This window comes from Amycolatopsis sp. cg9 (genome assembly GCF_041346945.1).
Taxonomy (GTDB): domain Bacteria; phylum Actinomycetota; class Actinomycetes; order Mycobacteriales; family Pseudonocardiaceae; genus Amycolatopsis.
The window spans coordinates 1-16,701 of the sequence record NZ_CP166851.1 but is presented as its reverse complement, the minus strand read 5'-3'; the positions used below and the strand labels follow the sequence as shown (position 1 = coordinate 16,701).

The following is a 16,701-nucleotide window of genomic DNA, read 5'->3' as shown; positions in this document are numbered from 1 at the left end:
CTGGCGCCCCGAAACCGCGCACGAGAGGCCACCCGACCATGAGCACGTCCACCATCAGCCCCGGCCCACCGGTGCAGTCCACCGGCTCGCCGGATGCGCTGCTGCCGCCGCTGCGCGACCCGCTCGGCGACCGCGTTCCCGAACCAGTCGCGCGGCGGGCCGTCCACCAGGCGCAGGCCGCGCTCGGCCTGCTCCGCCCGGCTACCCCGCCGCCGACAGCGAAGCCGCTGGCATCGGTGCGGGGCGAGCCTCCGCCGCGGGTGGTGCTGGGGTTCGGGCTCGGCTGCGACTCCTCGGCGATTCTCGCCCGCTGGCTCACCGACCCCGCCAGCCGCGACTTCGAACTGCACGAGCTCGCGGTGATCACCGGCATGACCGGGCAGGAGTGGCCGGCCACCCGCCGCCTGGTCGAGCAGCACCTGCTGCCGCTGATGGCGGCCAACGGCGTGCGTTACCTCCAGGTCGCCCGCCGGGGGCCGCGCCAAGCCGACGGCGTCGACATCCTGTCCGACACCCGCAGTCCCGACCGGCTGCACCTGGTCGGCGCCTGGACCCTGGCGCACGAACTGTTCGACGGCGCCCTCGTTCCGCAGACCACCGGCGATCGCCTGTGCAGCCAGCACTTCAAGGCGTGGCCGCTGGACACGGTCATCGGCGAACTCACCCAGGGCCGGCCCTACCGGCACGTCATGGGCTACGAGCTCGGCGAGGCCCGCCGCGCCGAACGCGACGCGCGCTACAACACCGCGCTGCGCACCGGCGAATACCCGCTGCGCGAATGGGACGGCGGCTGGGACCGCGCCCGCGCCCAAGCGTTCCTGCGCGCGACGTTCGGCGTCGAGTCCTGGGTCAAGTCCGCCTGCACCTACTGCCCGTTCGCGCTGGCGACTAAGGCCGGCCAGGCCGAGACCGTGGCCCGGTTCGTCGACGAGCCGGACGCCGGCGTGCTCGCCCTGGTGATGGAGTGGGTCGCCACCGCCCTGAACGCCACGCAGGGCCTGATCAAGGGGCAGCGGCTGCTGTCGCTGCTGCGGGCCTCCGCTGGCACCGCCGCGGTCCTCACCGCGTTCGAACGGCAGCTGGCCGCGCTGCCGTGGGCGGTCTACGACGTGCGCCGCACGCTCTCGCCGCGCACCGACGGCAAGGCCAACCACGCTCGCTCGGTCCGGGTCCTCGACATCGGACCGGCTGAGCAGATGCACACCCGGCTCGACCAGCGCGCCCGCTGCGCGGGCGTGCCCGTGACCGTCGGCGATCCGGCGTTCGCCGACGACGCCCATCCCCGCGCCTGGCTGCGCCGCCGCGAGCCGCACCGCCTCGCTCAGGGCGCCCCGACCGCCGAGCAGTTCCTCACCGTCGCCCCGGCGACCGCGCTCAGCAAGACCGGCCCGGCGTTCCCGGCTGCCTGGACCGCTGCCTCCCAGCTTCACCTCACCGCCTGAAACCCCCTTTGACCTGCGCAGAAACCTGCGAGAGGAGATGACCCGCCATGGGCGACTGGACTTCCGGAGCCGCCACCATCCACGCCTGCCCACCGCACCGCGTGCGCACTGTGCTCGACACCCTCGCCGAGTACGACCTGGCCTACGACGACGCCGAGGACAACACGACCCTGCACGTGGGCGAGTGGTACACCGCCACCGAATTCCGGTGCGCGAGCGCCACCGACGTGGCGCACCAGCTGATCAATCACGCCCCCGAGGTCGCGTTCACCGTCTACGAGGAACCGGCCTACGAGTGGATCGGCACGACCTGCACCTACGTGCCGGAACTCGGCCTGTTCACCGCGGGCTGCGACACCGACGGCGATCCGCTGCTCCCCCAGAAACACGTGCTGGAGCTCGAAGGCAAACCCGACGACGTCCGCCAGCAGGGGCTCGGCGTGCCGTGGCTGACCGCGATCGCCGACATGCCGGCCGGGCCCGTGGTCGAGCCGCCGCGGTTCGCCACGCACTGGGATCGCCGCCACGGCGACGTGGTCGTCGTCGCGGCCGCCCAGGACGGCGGTGACCTTGCGTTCCCCGCCCCCGCCACGCCAGCCGACGTCGACAAGGCGCTGGCCGAGCGCGGATTCCAGCGCGTCGACGACTGGTCGGCGCTGGACGAGACCGCCCAGCTCTGGCGCGCCGACGTCTACCGGCCCGCGGACGGAACCGACGACACCGCGCAGATCCACCTCCAGTTCTGACCCCGCCCTTCCTGCCGTGGCCGGGCGGCCCGACCGGGCTGCCGCCCGTGTCCGGCCGCGCCGCCCGGCCACGGCCCTGATCAGGAAGGAGATCCCGGATGCCCGTCCACGCTCCCACCGCCCGCGGACGCTGGCCGTCGCTGCACGACATCACGATCACGCCCTGGACGCAGTCGCAGCGGCTGCGCGACCCGGCACGGCGGCTCATGTTCTTCCTGGGCACGCATCGCCCCTGGTGGCTGGCCCACAGCCCGGTCCCGCTGTGCGTGTCCGCGCACACCCTTTCCGCCTACGTCCCCGGTGGACCCGGCATGCCGATCGCCGGCATCCCGTACGCCATCGACAGCGGCGCCTACACCGAGATCCGCGACCACGGCACCTGGCGCTGGAACGAGGACACCTACGGCGGCATGGTCTACCGGCTCATGTCCGACTGCGGATACCCGGAATTCGTTGCGCCCCTTGACTATCCCTGCGAACCGGACGTGGTCGCCCGCTCCGGAGCGACAGTGCTCGAGCACCAGGAATGGACCCTGGAGTCCTACCTCTACCTGGCCCGCGAATTCCCGCACGCACCCTGGATGCCGGTCCTTCAGGGCTGGACGCCGCAGGACTACGAACGCCACGACGCGATGTACCGCAAGGCCGGCGTCGACCTCGCCGCCCAGCGCCAGGTCGGGCTTGGCTCGGTGTGCCGCAGGGGCTCGGTGAAACCGGTCGGCGTCATCGCCGCCCACTTCGCCCGCCGCGGATACCGGCTGCACGGCTTCGGCCTGAAGACCTCGGCGCTGCGCCTCTACGCCCAGCACTTCGTCTCCGCCGACAGCCTGGCCTGGTCCCAGCAGGCGAGGGTCACCGACCTGCGGCTGCCCGGCTGCCGGCACGCCGGGCCCTGCAACAACTGCCCGCGCTGGGCCATCCGCTGGCGCGAAGACGTCATCGCCGCGATCCGCGCCTCGGAGAACTACACCCCCGCCCTCGTCCGCGCCTGAAAACCGGCCGAGCACCCGCCGCCGGGCCCGGTGTGCGCCGCACAGCGTGCGCCACCGAACCCGGGGTGTCCAGCAAAAAGCGCTGGACACCCCGGGCCCCGGCAGCGCCCGACAGCGAGCGCACCACCGGACCAGGTCGACGGCCCAGCGCCCCGGCCACGGCCGCTTTTCCCTTCGCACCAACACATTCCGCAATCACGCCAGGGCAGAGCCATGCCCGAAAACCTCGATTGGGGCACTCGATGACCACGACCCTCGCCGAACGCGACACCGCCGTCGACGGCGCCACCGACGCGACGACCACGACCGTGGACGTCGCCGGGACAACCGGCGACGTCGCCGAGCAGGTCACCTACCCGTACGTCCTGCACGGCGTCGACCCGCGCAGGCTGCGCACCGGCGGCAACTCCCGCGTCGTCGGCAACATCCGCGAACGCCGCCCCGACCTGGTGGCCTCGATCGCCGAGCACGGCGTCGACCCGAAGGTCTCGATCATCAACGTCGTCCTCGACCCCGACGGTGAGCCCGACGTCCTGGTGGGGTTCCACCGCAGCGCTGCCGCGGTCGCGGTGAAGGAGGTGGAGAACCCCGACCTGACCGTCTCGCTCCTCGTGCACGCGCCAGGCACCAGTCGCAAGGACGTGCTGGTGGCCCAGGGCATCGAGAACATCCACCGCGAGGGCTACACCCAGGCCGAGGAGGCCGGTCTCTACGAGCAGCTGGCACTGGCCGGCATGGACGACGACGAGAAGATCGCCCAGGCACTGGCCCGCCCGGTCGAGCGCGTCCGCGTCGGACGCGCAGTCGCCGCGCAGCCGCGGATCCGCGCCGCCAGCGAAGCCCTTCCCGACCTCGACCTGCTGGAGCTCGGTCAGCTGATCGAGTTCGCCGACAACGAACACGACCACCAGGTACTGCTGGACTTCCTGACCAACAACCCGCGCAACTTCGAGTGGAAGGCCGAGCAGGTCCGCAAGGACCGCCGGCGGCGCGCGATGCGGGCCGAGCAGGCACAGCAGCTCGCCGAGCAGGGCTACGCCCTCATCGACGACGAGCAGAACCCGCCCGAGGGCAGCCTCCGACTCGACGAGCTCTGCATCGGCGACGACCCGACTCCGCTGGAGACCGCCGCCCACGCCGACTGCCCCGGCCGGGCGGTGGCCGTCGACGTCGACCACTGGATGGAGGTCGAGGTCACCGAGTTCTGCCTGGACTACGCGGCACACGGCCACCACGCCATCGTCGCGGTGAAGACCGCAGCCGCGCAGGAGCAGCTTCGGGCCCGCGGAATCCCGCTCGCCGACCCCGACGCCGACGACGTCGTCGCCGTGGACGACCTGTTCGCCGACGAGCAGGCCGAGCAGACGATGACCGCCGAGGAGCACGCCGGCTGCCCCGGCCACGCCGCCTACGTCGAGAACGACCCCTACGACCTGTCGGTCGACGTCGTCTACGTCTGCACCGACCCCGCCGGGCACGGACACGTGCAGCGCGCCGCGCTGGTGGCCCGGCCGGAGCAAAGCGCCGCGTTCAAGGCCGCGGAGGTCAAACGCGCGGGCGAGAACAACAAGCTGTGGCGCGACGCCAAGGCAGGCCGCCGGGAGTGGCTGGTCAAGTTCTTCACCGGGTGGCGGAAGAAGAAGCCCGCCGACCTCCCGGCCCGCGTGCACCACTGGCTGGCACTGGCCCCGGTGCTGGCCTCCGACTTCCTCGAGGAGGCCGCGCCGGCGCACCGCTACGCCTGCACCCTGCTCAAACTCGCCGAACCCCAGGGCAACAAGCGCGAGGCCAACCCCCTCGTGGCACAGCTGCGCAAGAAGACCACCAGCGAGGCCCAGGCCGTGTTCATCCGCCTCGCCCAGGTCATCGGCGCGTGCGAGGAGCACTGGAACCGGAGCTACACCGACAACGCCGACGCGAGCTGGCGGCGCCCCAGCGACGACACACGCTTCTACTTCGAGCTGCTGGAAGCGCTGGGTTACCCGCTCTCCCACATCGAACAGCTGATCAACAACCCAGAACTCGACCACGAGCGGTGGCCGCACCTCGCCCCCGCCGGCGCCGACTCCGGCGACGTCGACCAGGACGCCCCCGAAGTCGACAGCGGCGCGGCGTAAACGCCGCCTCGTGCCTGGCCGGGCCCGCGCGGACGTTCCCCAGCGCGGGCCCGGCCTCCTGCCCGCGGCCCATCAGCCCGCGTAAGGCCAGACAGAGCCTCGTGAACCTGCGCGGCATTCGAATATTCAAGTTTCCTCCGCCCGCAAGCCGAATATTCACCTCGCCGCGCGGCTGCCGACCTCACCTCTCAGCCAGAAAGGACACCGCCCGGATGCAGCCAGCTGCCGGCACCACCGACGAACTGCTCGACTGGCTTCTCCGCCCAGTCCCCGGCGACGACAGCCAGGGACCAGTCGCCGCCCCGACGACCGGGCCCGAATTCCACTCACCGCCGCCTGCGGACGGCGAACCGCGCCTTCCGACGCCGGACCCGGCCGCCGAGCGGCCGGCCCAGGAGGCGGTCCGTGAACACGGCCGAGTCGAGGTCTACGTCCGCAACGTCATCACCCAGGCCCCGACACGGTCGTCCAAGTCCGACTACGAATGCCGCGGCGGTGGCGGCTTCGTCGAAGCCTTCACCGACCTCGACGCCGCCCGTCTGTTCGCCACCGAACACCGCACGTTCTTCAACAACTGCCGCGTCGAAGTGATGTACCTAGCGCGGTACCAGCTCCGCGAGGAAGCGTCGTACGGCCCGGACACCGTGCCGGTCCGGTTGCGCCGGCCGGTTCGCCAGCTGGTGCGCGACGAGGTGTGGCGTGACGCTCCCGGCTGGCCCAGTGACAGGCCCGAGCGGATTCGGCGCGGCCAGATCGTCGACTCGGGGACGCCCGCGTAGGACCGCCGCAGACCCGGCCCTGCTTCAACGTCCTGCTCCGGCTTGGGACTGCCCGCCGGTGCCGCGCGGACGGGTCCATGCCAGCAGAAGCAGCACCGGGCTCCGGGGCGCCTACGGCGTCGCTGCGCGAGCTCCGCCCCCTCCGCCCGGTGCCGCTCCCGCTGCGACCAACCCGTCCACGCGCCACCCCCGACGGGAGAGTCCATGTCTGTGATCTGCGGAAACCGCCGCCGTCACTCCGACGGAGAGCCGGTCGCGCACGCCAGCGTCGCCGCGGTCCGCGCCTGCTTCCTGGCCGAGGAGGTCTGGGCCTGCGACTGGCTGACCATGCACGTCCACCCCGACGACGGCGAGCAGTACGCCCTCGAATGCGGCGGGCTGGCCTGGGCCCTGCCCGACGGCCGCGGCTACACCTGCGAACACGGCCACGACCACATCCACGCCGAGGTCCGCGCCCGCGAGGGCTGGGACTACGCCGCTGATCCCCAAGAAGCCGGCCTGCTCGCCGGACGCGGCATCCAGCCCGTCGCCATGAACGGGGGCGGCATCGACATCGACGTCGCCGCCATGCGCTACGCCGCCTCCCTCCCCGGCTGACCACGATCCCGCGGCCGCCGGTCACCCGACCCACGGTGACCGGCGGCCGCGCTGTTCCCGCACACCCAGGCCCGAAAGGTGACGACCCCATGCCCCGCCCCACCAATCCCGCCGACACCGTCGAGCTCACCCTCGCCGACGGCCAGCACGTGACGGTCCACGCCGTGATCGCCGGCCGCGTACGCGGCATCGACGCCGACGGCGACCTGCTGGTCCCGCTCGGCGACACCGAGAACCCGATCCGGCACGACGACGGCTCCGAGTACCTGATCCCGCTCACCCCGTGCTGCCACGCCAGCGGCAAGGGCTCCGAGTCGCCCACCGGCGTCGTGTGCCGCGGCTGCTACCGCCCGGTCGACGGCAAGTACGGCGGGCCCGGCTTCCTCGCCATCGCCCGCGCCTGACCCCGACTGCGCTGTTCAGCACCCCATCGTCGCCCCCGAAGGGAGCCTCGCCATGACCACCATCTCGACCGTGGCCGTGCACGGCCTGACCGGCCACCCGCTCACCCTCACCGCCGCCGCCGTCGACGGACCGCCCGGAATCACCCTGGTCACCGGGCACCAGAGTGCCAACCGGGAGCTGCACGACCGGGTCCACGCGGCCCTGGCCAACTCCCGCCCGCGCCACGGCGACCCGCGCCCCCACGTCGAGGTGCGGATCCCGCCGGCGTCCGCGCAGCCCGAGGCCGCCGCCGTGGCCGTCGCCGTGCTGGCCGCCACCCTCGACGTCGTGCCGCAGCGGCTGGCCAGCACCGCGGTGCTCGGCGAGGTCGGCCTGGACGGCAGCCTCCGCCCGACTTTGGGCGTGCTGCCCGCCGCGCAGGCCGCCTACGCCCACGGCATCCGCCGGGTCATCGTGCCCGCGGCCTCGCTCGGCCAGGCTGCACTGGTCGACGGGCTCGACGTGCTCGGCGCCCACACCCTCGCCGAGATCGCCGACTGGCTGCGTGGCGACGACGCGGCCCTGCACCGGCTGAGCGTGCCGGCCGGACCGGTTGCCGCACGTCAGCCCGCGCCGATGAGCGCGCTGACCGCGACTGCCCAGCGCGTGGTCACGATCGCCGCCGCCGGCGGCCACCACCTGCTGTGCGGCTTCGGCACCGACGCGGGCACCGCGGCCGTCGCCTCCTGGCTGCACGCCTTGGTACCCGACCTCACCCCGCAGCAGCAGCTCGAGCTGGCCGCGATCCAGTCCCTGCTCGGCCCGCGCGAGGACGGCGCCGCCCTGGTGTCCACACCGCCGCTGGTCGTCACCCATCACAGCGACCCGATCGCGTCGCTGCTGGGAGGCCCCCAGCCCGGCCTGCTGAGCCAGGCCCACCACGGCGTGCTGTTCGCCCCCGAGCTCGACGAGTTCGGCGCCGCCGCACAGGAAGCGCTGCGCGGCGTGCTGATCGAGCGGGAAGTCCGCCTCTCCCACGACGGGCGCACCCACCGCTTCCCGTCCGGGCTCCAGCTGATCGCCACGAGCATCCGCACCTCGGCCCCGCGGCGATGGCAGATGGCACCGGCGTTGCGCGACGCGATCGACATCCAGACCATCGCCCGCCACACCGCCCTGCACCCGAAGCCCGACGCCCATGACCACGCCCGCGTCACCCGGCTGCTGAAGCGGGCCCGCGCCGACGTCGCCACCGCCCGCGCCCGCGCCGCGGCCCGCTGGAGCCGGGCCGGACAGGGACCGGGCGTGACCAACGCGAGCGTGCCGCACGCGGTGCTGCACGCCGTCGCGGGCACCGCCGCGGTGGCCGACCGGGTCCGCCACGCGCAGGACACCGGGGCTCTGTCCGGCCGCGGCGCGGACATCGCTCTGAGGCTGGCGTGGACCGTCGCCGACCTCGACGGCGCCGACGAACCCGGCCGCCACCACATCGAGCAGGCCCTGGCCCTGCGCAACGCGGTCGACATCGGCCCCACCGAAGCGGAGGTGCGGTGATGCCCGGACCGCAGTCGGCGTTCATCCCGCCCTACAGCGAGCTGTACGTGCGCGACACCGGCGACCTCGGCGACGCCCTCATCGGGCACGGCCTGCGCAAGGAGTTCGAACGAGAAGTCCGGGTCCGGCCCGAGCTGCTGATGAAGGGCATCACCCGCGTCTGGACCCGCTGGAGCACCGCCTGGGTCGTGCAGTGCGGCGGCGACGGCGGCAACAACCGGGTCGTGCTCGCCGGACGGCAGCCAGGAACGACCGTCGAGATCACCCTGCCCTACCTGCACCGCTACCAGGTGCGGACGCCGCTGACGGACACCGAACGGCTCCTGGCCGAGCTCGAAGCCGACTACCAGCCGGGCACGCCCACCCGCGCGCTGGTCGACGCGCTGACCGGCGTGCTCACCGCCTGGGCCCACCACAAGAGCCAGCGCCACAGCGGGGTGCCGCTGGCCCAGATCGACCGGGCGATCGCCGAGCCGCTGCGGCCGCTGCTCGCGGCCTGGCTCTACGACGACGAGATCACCGACACCGACGACCAGCAGTGGCGCCTGCGCTGACGAAACGGCGCTGAACAGGAAGAACGAGAGAACACGGCGCCGTACCCCGGGCGGTGGGGCGGCCGCACTCTGCCCCGGCCGCGGGCCGGGGTCCAGCCGGAAAAGCACCGGCTGGACCCCTTTCCCCGCGGCCGGCGCGCAACGAGTGCGCCCCACCGCCCGGGGCGTACGGCACCGACCGGACCGGGCGGCGGGCAGACCCATTCCCGCACCGGAAGGACCTTCCGCGATGACCGCGACCGACCTCGTCCCCAGCGCCGACACCACCGTCGCCGTGCCCGCCGAGCCGGACACCACCCTGTCCCCCGACCTGATCACCGCCGCCGAACGCCTCCTCGGTGAAGATGCCAAGGGGATCTTCGCGGTCATGGCCGGCGCGTTCGAGCGCATGGAGTGGGCCGAAGAGGAAATCGCCGCCGCACAGGCCCGACACCCGCAGCAGGCCGACCGGATCTGGCACAGCTTCTCGCTGCTCCAGCCCAACCCCGGCCTGGAGCGGATGGCCAGCGAGATGATCTACCGGTCGCACTGCCGCGAAATCCTCGACCGCGTCGCCGCCGGCGAGGACACCCGGCCGGGCACCGCCGCCGAAGGCTGCTGCGCGCTGCGCAACACGAGCCTGGTGGCGCCACTCACCTCCGCCGGCGCCGGGCTGTACCTGCGGCTGTGGAACACCGCGGGCCTGCCCGACATCGACGACTTCGCCGAAGCGCGCACGCACTACGAAGCCCTGAAGAAGCGGGCCATGGACGAGCACGAGCAGTTCCTCCGCAGCAAGCTCGCCATGCCCGACCGCCGCCTGGGCGCCATCGACTGCGACGGCCGCCACCACGGCAACGAGGTCGACTGCGTCTACGCCCCGGCCGGACAGCTCCTCATCGAGGTCTGACCACCGAATGATCCACCGCACGCGCCGACGCGCGTGACGTGCCGACCGAGTCCAGCCAGGGCCCGTCGATCCGCGCGAAGCCGATCAGACCCAGGCCGGGTCCGCGCCGATGGTGGCGGCCCGAACAGCACGGGCCGCCACCCCCGCCGCCCCTTCGGGCCCGGCCGCGGCCTGATCCCCGGCACGCGGATCACCAGCCCCCGCGGCTGAACCCGCCCGGCGATGTTCCGGCGCCAGGCGAGCGATCCGAGGTCTCACGAGAAGGAGCGCACGTGGCACATCCGCTGGTCGTCCACTGCAAGCAGGCCCGCTACGACGTCTACATCGGCCGCGGCTCGAAGTGGGGCAACCCCTTCCAGATCGGCATCGACGGCAGCCGCGACGAGGTGATCGACCTCTACGAGCAGTGGCTGCTCGACCAACCGCACCTGATGTCCGCGCTCGGCGAGCTGGCCGACAAGACGCTCGGCTGCTGGTGCGCCCCGCGCTCCTGCCACGGCGAGGTCCTGGCGCGGCTGGCGGCTCGCGTGCCCGTACCCAGCCCCTGGGGCAACGCGCCGCGGCTCGACGGCGGCCGTACCGCCGCCATGGCGCCGTTCTGAGCGCGCAGGGCGCGGCGGGACCAGACGGAGCTCCAGCCCGCCGCGCTCTGCCCGGCGGTGGAACGCGACGACCCTGCACGGCCAGCCGCGTGGGGGCAAGCCAACAGCAGGCTTGCCCCCACGCGCCTGGCCGCGCCCACGGGCCGCGCTCCACCGCCCGGCGGAGCAGCACCTCGGCCCACCAGGAGCGCACGTGGCAATTTCCCTTACCTCCCACAGTGAAGACGAACCCGCCCGCAACGAGCCCCACGCCGCGGAAGGGAAGGAAGCACTGGCCCACTTGGGTTTCGGGCCAGCGTTCCCCGGAATCCTGATGGACCCCGACCCCGACAGCGTTGCGTGGGCGGACAAGATCGGACTCCTGGTCGAGCAGCCGTTCGTGGTCAGCTTCGCCATCGCCCGGTGGATTGGCGTCGTCCTGGAAGCCCACTACGGCAGCGCGCAGGTCAAGTTCACCTGGCACGCCGACCCGAACGGCCTCCCGACGCTGGCCATCGAGGACGACCCGTGGGACGAGGACCCGCAGGGACAGCCGCGCCTGGTCTACCCCGACGAGCAGGGCCGCTACGCGCTCACGAACTGCTGGACCGCCCTGACCGACGAGCAGGCGACGGAGTGGCTGGCCGCGCACGCGGCCGTGCTCGACGAGCTGGCCGCCACCGAGCCCGGCCCGGACGTCCCGGCCACGATCACCGACTACCTCCTGCTCGGGCATGCGCACCGCGACTTCGACCCGGACTGCCACATCCGCGGCATCCGCCGAGCCCTGGCCGACTACGCCGACCGGCGAACCGCCGACCCGATCGTGGACGTCGTCACCGACCCCGGAGCCGAGCAGAGCATCGGGGTCGCGGTGTTCGTCAACGGACGTCCGGTGTCCACCGACCGCTGCATCACCCTGCCGTCCGGCGCGCTCACCGATCCGGACGGCGTCTACGACGTGATCGAACAGGCCGAGGCCCGGCTGACTCCGCCGGCCGCCGCGCTGGTCCGCGCTCTGCTCCAACCCCACCTGCGGACCGCCGCGGCGCCCCAGTCCGCGCCCGAGTAGCCCCTCGGACGCCGCACCGTCCTGGCCTACCCCGCCACCGCGCAGCGGACCAGACATCCCAGTCCGCTGCGCTCCCGGCGATGCCCGGAAACCCACCTTGAACTGCGATTTCGTAGGAGACCACCCGTCATGGCCATCACCGTGACCCAGCGGTGGCGCGATGGCCTGCCCCGCTGGCGTCCGGTCGCCGACGGCGGCTTCGATCCCGACCGCTACGTCGTCGACGAGCTGACCGAGGATCGCGCCCGCGCCTGGACACTGCGCCACCACTACTCGTCCACCTGGCCCGTGGTGCGGCTGCGCACCGGGCTGTTCGACACCCGCACGCCTACCGGTGAACCCCAACTGGTCGGCGTGCTCGCCATGGGCGTGCCGATGAGCAACCGGGTCCTCACCGGCGTGTTCCCCGCGCTGACCCCGCACTACGAGTCCATCGAGATCTCCCGGCTGTGCCTGGCCGACTCGGTGCCGAGCAACGGCGAATCCTGGTTCTGCGCACGGTCGTTCGACCTCGCCGCCGAACGTGGCGTGCGCGGCCTGGTCGCCTTCTCCGATCCGGTCGAGCGGTGGCGCGGATCGGAGCTGATCAAGCCCGGCCACTGCGGAATCGTCTACCAGGCCCTGAATTTCGCGTACCTGGGCCGATCCACCCCGCGCACCCTCACCCTGCTGCCCGACGCGACGGTGCTCACCGCCCGCGCCCAGGCCAAGGTCACCGGCCGCGAGACCGGCGCCGCCGGCGTCATCGCCCGCCTGGTCGGTCTCGGCGCCACCCCGCCGGAACCCGACGCCGATCCCCGCCACTGGCTGCGCGTCGCGCTGCGGGAGATCGGCTGCCACCGCGTCCGCCATCCCGGCAACCACCGCTACGCCCTGCGCATCGGCCGGACCCGCGGCGAGCGCACCCGCACCGCCATCGGCATGGCCCCCCGCCGCTACCCCAAGCCCGACCGACCGCTCCCGCTCCCGCCGATTCCCTGACCCACGACCGATCGAGGAGGACGTCGCCATGCCCGCGTGGACCCGCACGACGATCACGCCCGGAGACCGGGTGACCGTCGAGATCGGCTACAGCGACCGGCCCGTGCTGCGGCCGCTGATCGGCAAGCTGCGCACCGTCGAGGTCACCGCCGACCGGCGCGCGCTCATCTACGACGAGGACGGCGCCCGCTACCGCTTCGACGGACGCACCGTCCCCGCGGTCGCGCTGACCGAGGCGTCGATCTTCACCACCCCAGCGACCGGCCAGCTGTGGGCCGACACCTACCAGCTGCCGCCCCGCGACCCGAGCCCCTACCCGCTTCCCTCGCAGTACGCCGCCGTCGCCGAGCCGGACGGCAACGGCGGCATCGCCCGGATGCCGTCCTGCCGCTGCGGCCGCGGCTGCGCCTGCCCGGCCTGCGGCCGCCAGACCATCACCGTCGCCCGCGGCCTGGACTGGGCCGACACGCTGACCAGCGGAGAACCCCACCCCGCCGACTCGTTGCACCGGCGGCCGTCCTGCCCGTCCCCCGGCCCTTTCGACCTGCCGTCCTGCTGCGCCTGGCCGATGAGGCTGGCCCCGGTCGGCTGGGTGTGCCGGCGCGACTCCGCGCACCGCCGCCCTTACCGCTGGCCCGAACCGGCCAGCCGCCCAGCTCCCGGCCCGGCGCCGAGCTGATTACCGGCACTCGGATCGCCCATGTCCGCGACCCGGTCACTGTCCGCTGTTCTGCCGGGCGGAGGCCGGGTCGCGGTGTTTCCGCTGCACCACCAACCGTTCACCACTCCAGCGAAAGTGAGCACCCCATGCCCGCGTCCACCATCGTCGCCTCGGGCGGCCAGTTCCGCTTCTACGGCAGCTCCGTGCAGACCTACACCGAGTTGCCGGTGGCGACCTACTCCATCGTGTTCGACAAGCTGTCCGGATACAGCCTTCGCGAGGTCGCTCCGCTCACCTCCGGCGGGGAAACCGTCTACGGCTCCCACGCGCAGCGCGTGGATCGCATCGTGCGGGCCTACAAGGACATGGACCGGTCCCTGGGCGTGATCTTGTCCGGGGACAAGGGCATGGGCAAGTCGTTGATGATCCGCATGCTCGCCGAACAGGCCCGCGAGGTGCTGGAGCTGCCGACGGTCCTCGTCCAGCACTCGACGCCAGGGCTGGCGTCCTTCCTGGACGAACTCGGCGGCGCCCTCCTCGTGTTCGACGAGTTCGAGAAGGTCTTCGGCAACAACGGCGACGACGACGCGCAGAACCAGTTCCTGTCCCTGTTCGACGGAACCAGCACGACCAAACGGCTCTACGTCCTGTCGGTGAACCACTTGAACCGGGTCTCGGAGTTCATGCTCAACCGTCCCGGCCGCGCCCACTACCACATGCGATTCGCCTACCCCGACCCCGAGACCGTCGCCACCTACCTGCGCGACCAGGTGCCCGGTATCGCCGACGACCAGGTCGACGAGGTCATCGAGTTCGCCAGGAAGTACGACCTGAACTTCGATCACCTGAGGAGCATCGCGTTCGAGCTACGTCGCGGAGAACCGTTCGCCCAGTTCATCGGCGACCTCAACATCAAGCGCACCGACCGCCGCAACTCCGTCGTCGAAGCCCGGATCACCTGGGAGGACGGCGACGCCGACGTCATCACCGGTCCCGTCGACCTGTTCGACAGCGACAGCTTGCAGGCGATCAACGACTACGACCTCGACGTGAGCCTCCGCTTCCACATGCGGGATGCCGTATCGAGCAGCGGCGGCTACCGCCTCCAGAAGTTCGAGGTCGTCGACATGCGCAGCGACAGCCAGAAAGCCCAGGACGGCGAACTGCCCGCCATCACCTCCGTCGTGCTCAACCGGGCCAGGAAACCGCAGATCGACTTCTGATCACCCCGGCACCCGGCCACCGGGCGAGCCCCCGGCGTTCCCGCCCGCTCGCTGCGGCGGCGAACGCGACGCGGCACCGCTGAACCCACGGCCCGCGTTCACTCGCCGATTACTCCCCGCCCCCGCAGTTCAGTTCCCGATTACTCGCGCGCGCCGTGCGGGTTCAGTTCCCGATTACTCCCCTCGCAGGTCAGGAGGTATGTGTCGATGATCGGCAATCCGCACCGCATCGACCCGGTCGGCTGCGGCTGCACCGACTGCATCACCGGCTGGAGCCAGCCGCTGAGCAGCTACGGCGACCCGGCGCAGTTCCACGCGCTGTTGCACGAGGAAGTCCAGGACGCCACCGGCGACGGCGACCGCTACGGCTGGATGGAAGCCGCGGCCGAGCACTGCCCACAGCGGTTCGCCGAGTGGATCGCCGAGGAGTTCCGCGCGAAGCGACTGCTCTCGCGCCAGCTGCTCCAGGCCAAGGCCGCCGCCACGGTGCTGGGCTCCCTGCTCGACGACTGACCTCTCGCCCGTCCAACAGCATCCCCACGTCCCCGGTCGCGCTCGCGGCACGGGGTTTTTTGTTGTCCCGCGCCAGAAACGACCACCACATCCGGGTGGGTCGAGACGAGAGAGGAGTCGATCGGGGCGCCGTGCACCGGGCGGCGCGGGCGCACGCTGGCCGACTCCGGCGTCCGCGTCAAACCGCGCGGGAACGGGCCGCTGCCACCCCTCCCTCCGGTCGGGCAGCGGCCCGTCCCCGCCACCGCGGTTTGACCCGGCCACCTGCGCCGGCCGAACGGCAAGCGCCCCGCCCGGAGCACGACACCACCTCCGGGATCCGCAGGGGCGCAGCCAGTTCACGGCGATTCCCGGCCTTGGCCAGGGATCTCACGGAGGGACACCGCATGAACGAGCACGGCCATCACGACCGCGTCGACGACGTCATCGAGCAGATCGACGCCCTCACCGCGGACGCGGCCAGCTGGAGCGCCACCGGCGAACCCGCCCACCCCTGGTGGGTCAAGCCCTCGCCCGGCGCCATGACCGCGGTCGAGCTGACCATGACCGGTCCCGGCCCGATCGCGATCAGCGCCACCGACCCGTACACCGCGATCGCCGATCGGATCGGCGACCCGTTCGTCGACCGGATCAGCCACCTGCGCCGGGTGAGCTTCTGGGTCGGCGGCAACAGCGTCGCCCACCAGCCGCTCAACGTCGGGGCGACCAAGTTCCTGCACCACCTGCTCGCCGACGTCCGCGACGGCCACTACATCGCCAGCGACACCGAACGCGACCACGCGCGCGTCCTGCTCGCCGCCGGCACCCTGCCGGAGATCCACGGTCATTGCCTGATCACCGGCGTCGCGGACGACGACGACACGCCGGCGCCCCTGGGCGAGAACTTCCAGAGCTGGTTCACCCACCTGCTCGATCAACTCGCCCAGATCAGGGCGGAGGCCCTGACGGAGGCCGTCGTGCGCGCGCTCGGTCTCCCGCCCGAGCTGCGGGACCGCATCGCCGTCGTCTCTCTCGGCTGATCCCCGCGGGTGTGCCCGGTCTGGCCGCAACCCGCGCAGCCGGGCACACCCGCCGCCTCTTCCCCTGTCCCAGCTCACGACAAGGACGCCGTCATGCCCGAAACCGACCGCGACGACACGCCGCACTACCCGCCGCGCTACCCGGAGCTGTTCTCCCCGCCGCCGCGCCGCCGCCGCGTCGTCGCCGGCCTGCTGACCGTGCTCGTGTCCGCGGCCGTCGTCGCCGCGGCGTTCGTGCTGGTCACCGCCCTCAACAACGTCGGCCGGGCGGTGCAGCACGACGTCAACGAGGCCGTCGTCCACGCCGTCGACCACATCGGCGACCGCATCGGCGACCGCATCGCCGAACGCACGCACTGCGGGCCGCCCGCCGGGCGGTGATCCACGCGCACCGGGGACTGACCACCCCCGGTGCGCGGCCCACCGAAACCGAGTGAACGGGAGCACCTATGCCTCCAACGACCCTGTCGGCGCGCTCGCGCGCCGACTTCCGCCGCCAAGTGGGCGTGCTGGCCGACCGGGCCTGGCTCGCACTGGCCGCGCTCGCCGAGGCCAAACCGGACAACGTCGTGGCCGAGCAGCTGCTGGCCGCCGCCC

General features: G+C 72.4%; 18 protein-coding genes. All 18 read left to right on the top strand.

What is annotated here, in order from left to right; all coding sequences use genetic code 11:
* Positions 1–38: 38 nt before the first annotated feature.
* Positions 39–1,442: a hypothetical protein gene (locus AB5J73_RS47720; protein ID WP_370973633.1), complete on the top strand. Its 1,404-nt coding sequence runs from the start codon at positions 39–41 to the stop codon at positions 1,440–1,442.
* Positions 1,443–1,489: 47 nt separating this feature from the next.
* On the top strand, positions 1,490–2,188 hold the full coding sequence (locus tag AB5J73_RS47715) for a DUF3145 family protein (RefSeq protein ID WP_370973632.1): 699 nt from the start codon (positions 1,490–1,492) through the stop codon (positions 2,186–2,188).
* A 98-nt stretch (positions 2,189–2,286) separates the two neighbouring features.
* Positions 2,287–3,180, top strand: a complete 894-nt coding sequence (locus tag AB5J73_RS47710) for a hypothetical protein (RefSeq protein WP_370973630.1) — start codon at positions 2,287–2,289, stop codon at positions 3,178–3,180.
* 242 nt (positions 3,181–3,422) lie between these two features.
* Positions 3,423–5,297, top strand: a complete 1,875-nt coding sequence (locus AB5J73_RS47705; protein ID WP_370973628.1) for a hypothetical protein — start codon at positions 3,423–3,425, stop codon at positions 5,295–5,297.
* A gap of 101 nt (positions 5,298–5,398) precedes the next feature.
* Entirely contained in the window at positions 5,399–6,076 is a 678-nt protein-coding gene (locus tag AB5J73_RS47700) for a hypothetical protein (protein WP_370973626.1), read from the top strand.
* Positions 6,077–6,280: 204 nt separating this feature from the next.
* Positions 6,281–6,673 (top strand): hypothetical protein, encoded by a 393-nt coding sequence (locus AB5J73_RS47695; protein WP_370973625.1) that lies wholly within the window; start codon positions 6,281–6,283, stop codon positions 6,671–6,673.
* Between the two features lie 89 nt (positions 6,674–6,762).
* Positions 6,763–7,077, top strand: coding sequence for a hypothetical protein (locus AB5J73_RS47690; RefSeq protein ID WP_370973623.1), 315 nt, complete (start codon positions 6,763–6,765; stop codon positions 7,075–7,077).
* Positions 7,078–7,129: 52 nt separating this feature from the next.
* Positions 7,130–8,611: an ATP-binding protein gene (locus AB5J73_RS47685; protein WP_370973621.1), complete on the top strand. Its 1,482-nt coding sequence runs from the start codon at positions 7,130–7,132 to the stop codon at positions 8,609–8,611.
* Positions 8,611–9,165 carry a hypothetical protein gene (locus AB5J73_RS47680; RefSeq protein ID WP_370973619.1) on the top strand — a complete coding sequence of 185 codons (555 nt, stop codon included), beginning with the start codon at positions 8,611–8,613 and terminating at the stop codon, positions 9,163–9,165. Before AB5J73_RS47685 ends, AB5J73_RS47680 begins: the two co-directional genes overlap by 1 nt.
* A 229-nt stretch (positions 9,166–9,394) precedes the next feature.
* Positions 9,395–10,054: a hypothetical protein gene (locus AB5J73_RS47675; RefSeq protein WP_370973617.1), complete on the top strand. Its 660-nt coding sequence runs from the start codon at positions 9,395–9,397 to the stop codon at positions 10,052–10,054.
* A gap of 272 nt (positions 10,055–10,326) precedes the next feature.
* A complete protein-coding gene (locus AB5J73_RS47670; protein ID WP_370973615.1) occupies positions 10,327–10,656 on the top strand; it encodes a DUF4326 domain-containing protein in 330 nt (109 codons plus the stop codon).
* Positions 10,657–10,969: 313 nt separating this feature from the next.
* On the top strand, positions 10,970–11,707 hold the full coding sequence (locus tag AB5J73_RS47665) for a hypothetical protein (RefSeq protein ID WP_370973613.1): 738 nt from the start codon (positions 10,970–10,972) through the stop codon (positions 11,705–11,707).
* A 129-nt stretch (positions 11,708–11,836) separates the two neighbouring features.
* Complete coding sequence (locus tag AB5J73_RS47660; RefSeq protein ID WP_370973611.1) at positions 11,837–12,688, top strand: hypothetical protein; 852 nt, start codon at positions 11,837–11,839, stop codon at positions 12,686–12,688.
* A gap of 28 nt (positions 12,689–12,716) precedes the next feature.
* Positions 12,717–13,367: a hypothetical protein gene (locus tag AB5J73_RS47655; protein WP_370973609.1), complete on the top strand. Its 651-nt coding sequence runs from the start codon at positions 12,717–12,719 to the stop codon at positions 13,365–13,367.
* Positions 13,368–13,495: 128 nt separating this feature from the next.
* Entirely contained in the window at positions 13,496–14,572 is a 1,077-nt protein-coding gene (locus AB5J73_RS47650) for an AAA family ATPase (protein WP_370973607.1), read from the top strand.
* A 207-nt stretch (positions 14,573–14,779) separates the two neighbouring features.
* Entirely contained in the window at positions 14,780–15,085 is a 306-nt protein-coding gene (locus AB5J73_RS47645) for a hypothetical protein (RefSeq protein WP_370973605.1), read from the top strand.
* Positions 15,086–15,471: 386 nt separating this feature from the next.
* A complete protein-coding gene (locus AB5J73_RS47640) occupies positions 15,472–16,104 on the top strand; it encodes a hypothetical protein (RefSeq protein WP_370973603.1) in 633 nt (210 codons plus the stop codon).
* A gap of 93 nt (positions 16,105–16,197) precedes the next feature.
* Positions 16,198–16,485 carry a hypothetical protein gene (locus AB5J73_RS47635; protein ID WP_370973602.1) on the top strand — a complete coding sequence of 96 codons (288 nt, stop codon included), beginning with the start codon at positions 16,198–16,200 and terminating at the stop codon, positions 16,483–16,485.
* Positions 16,486–16,701: the final 216 nt, after the last annotated feature.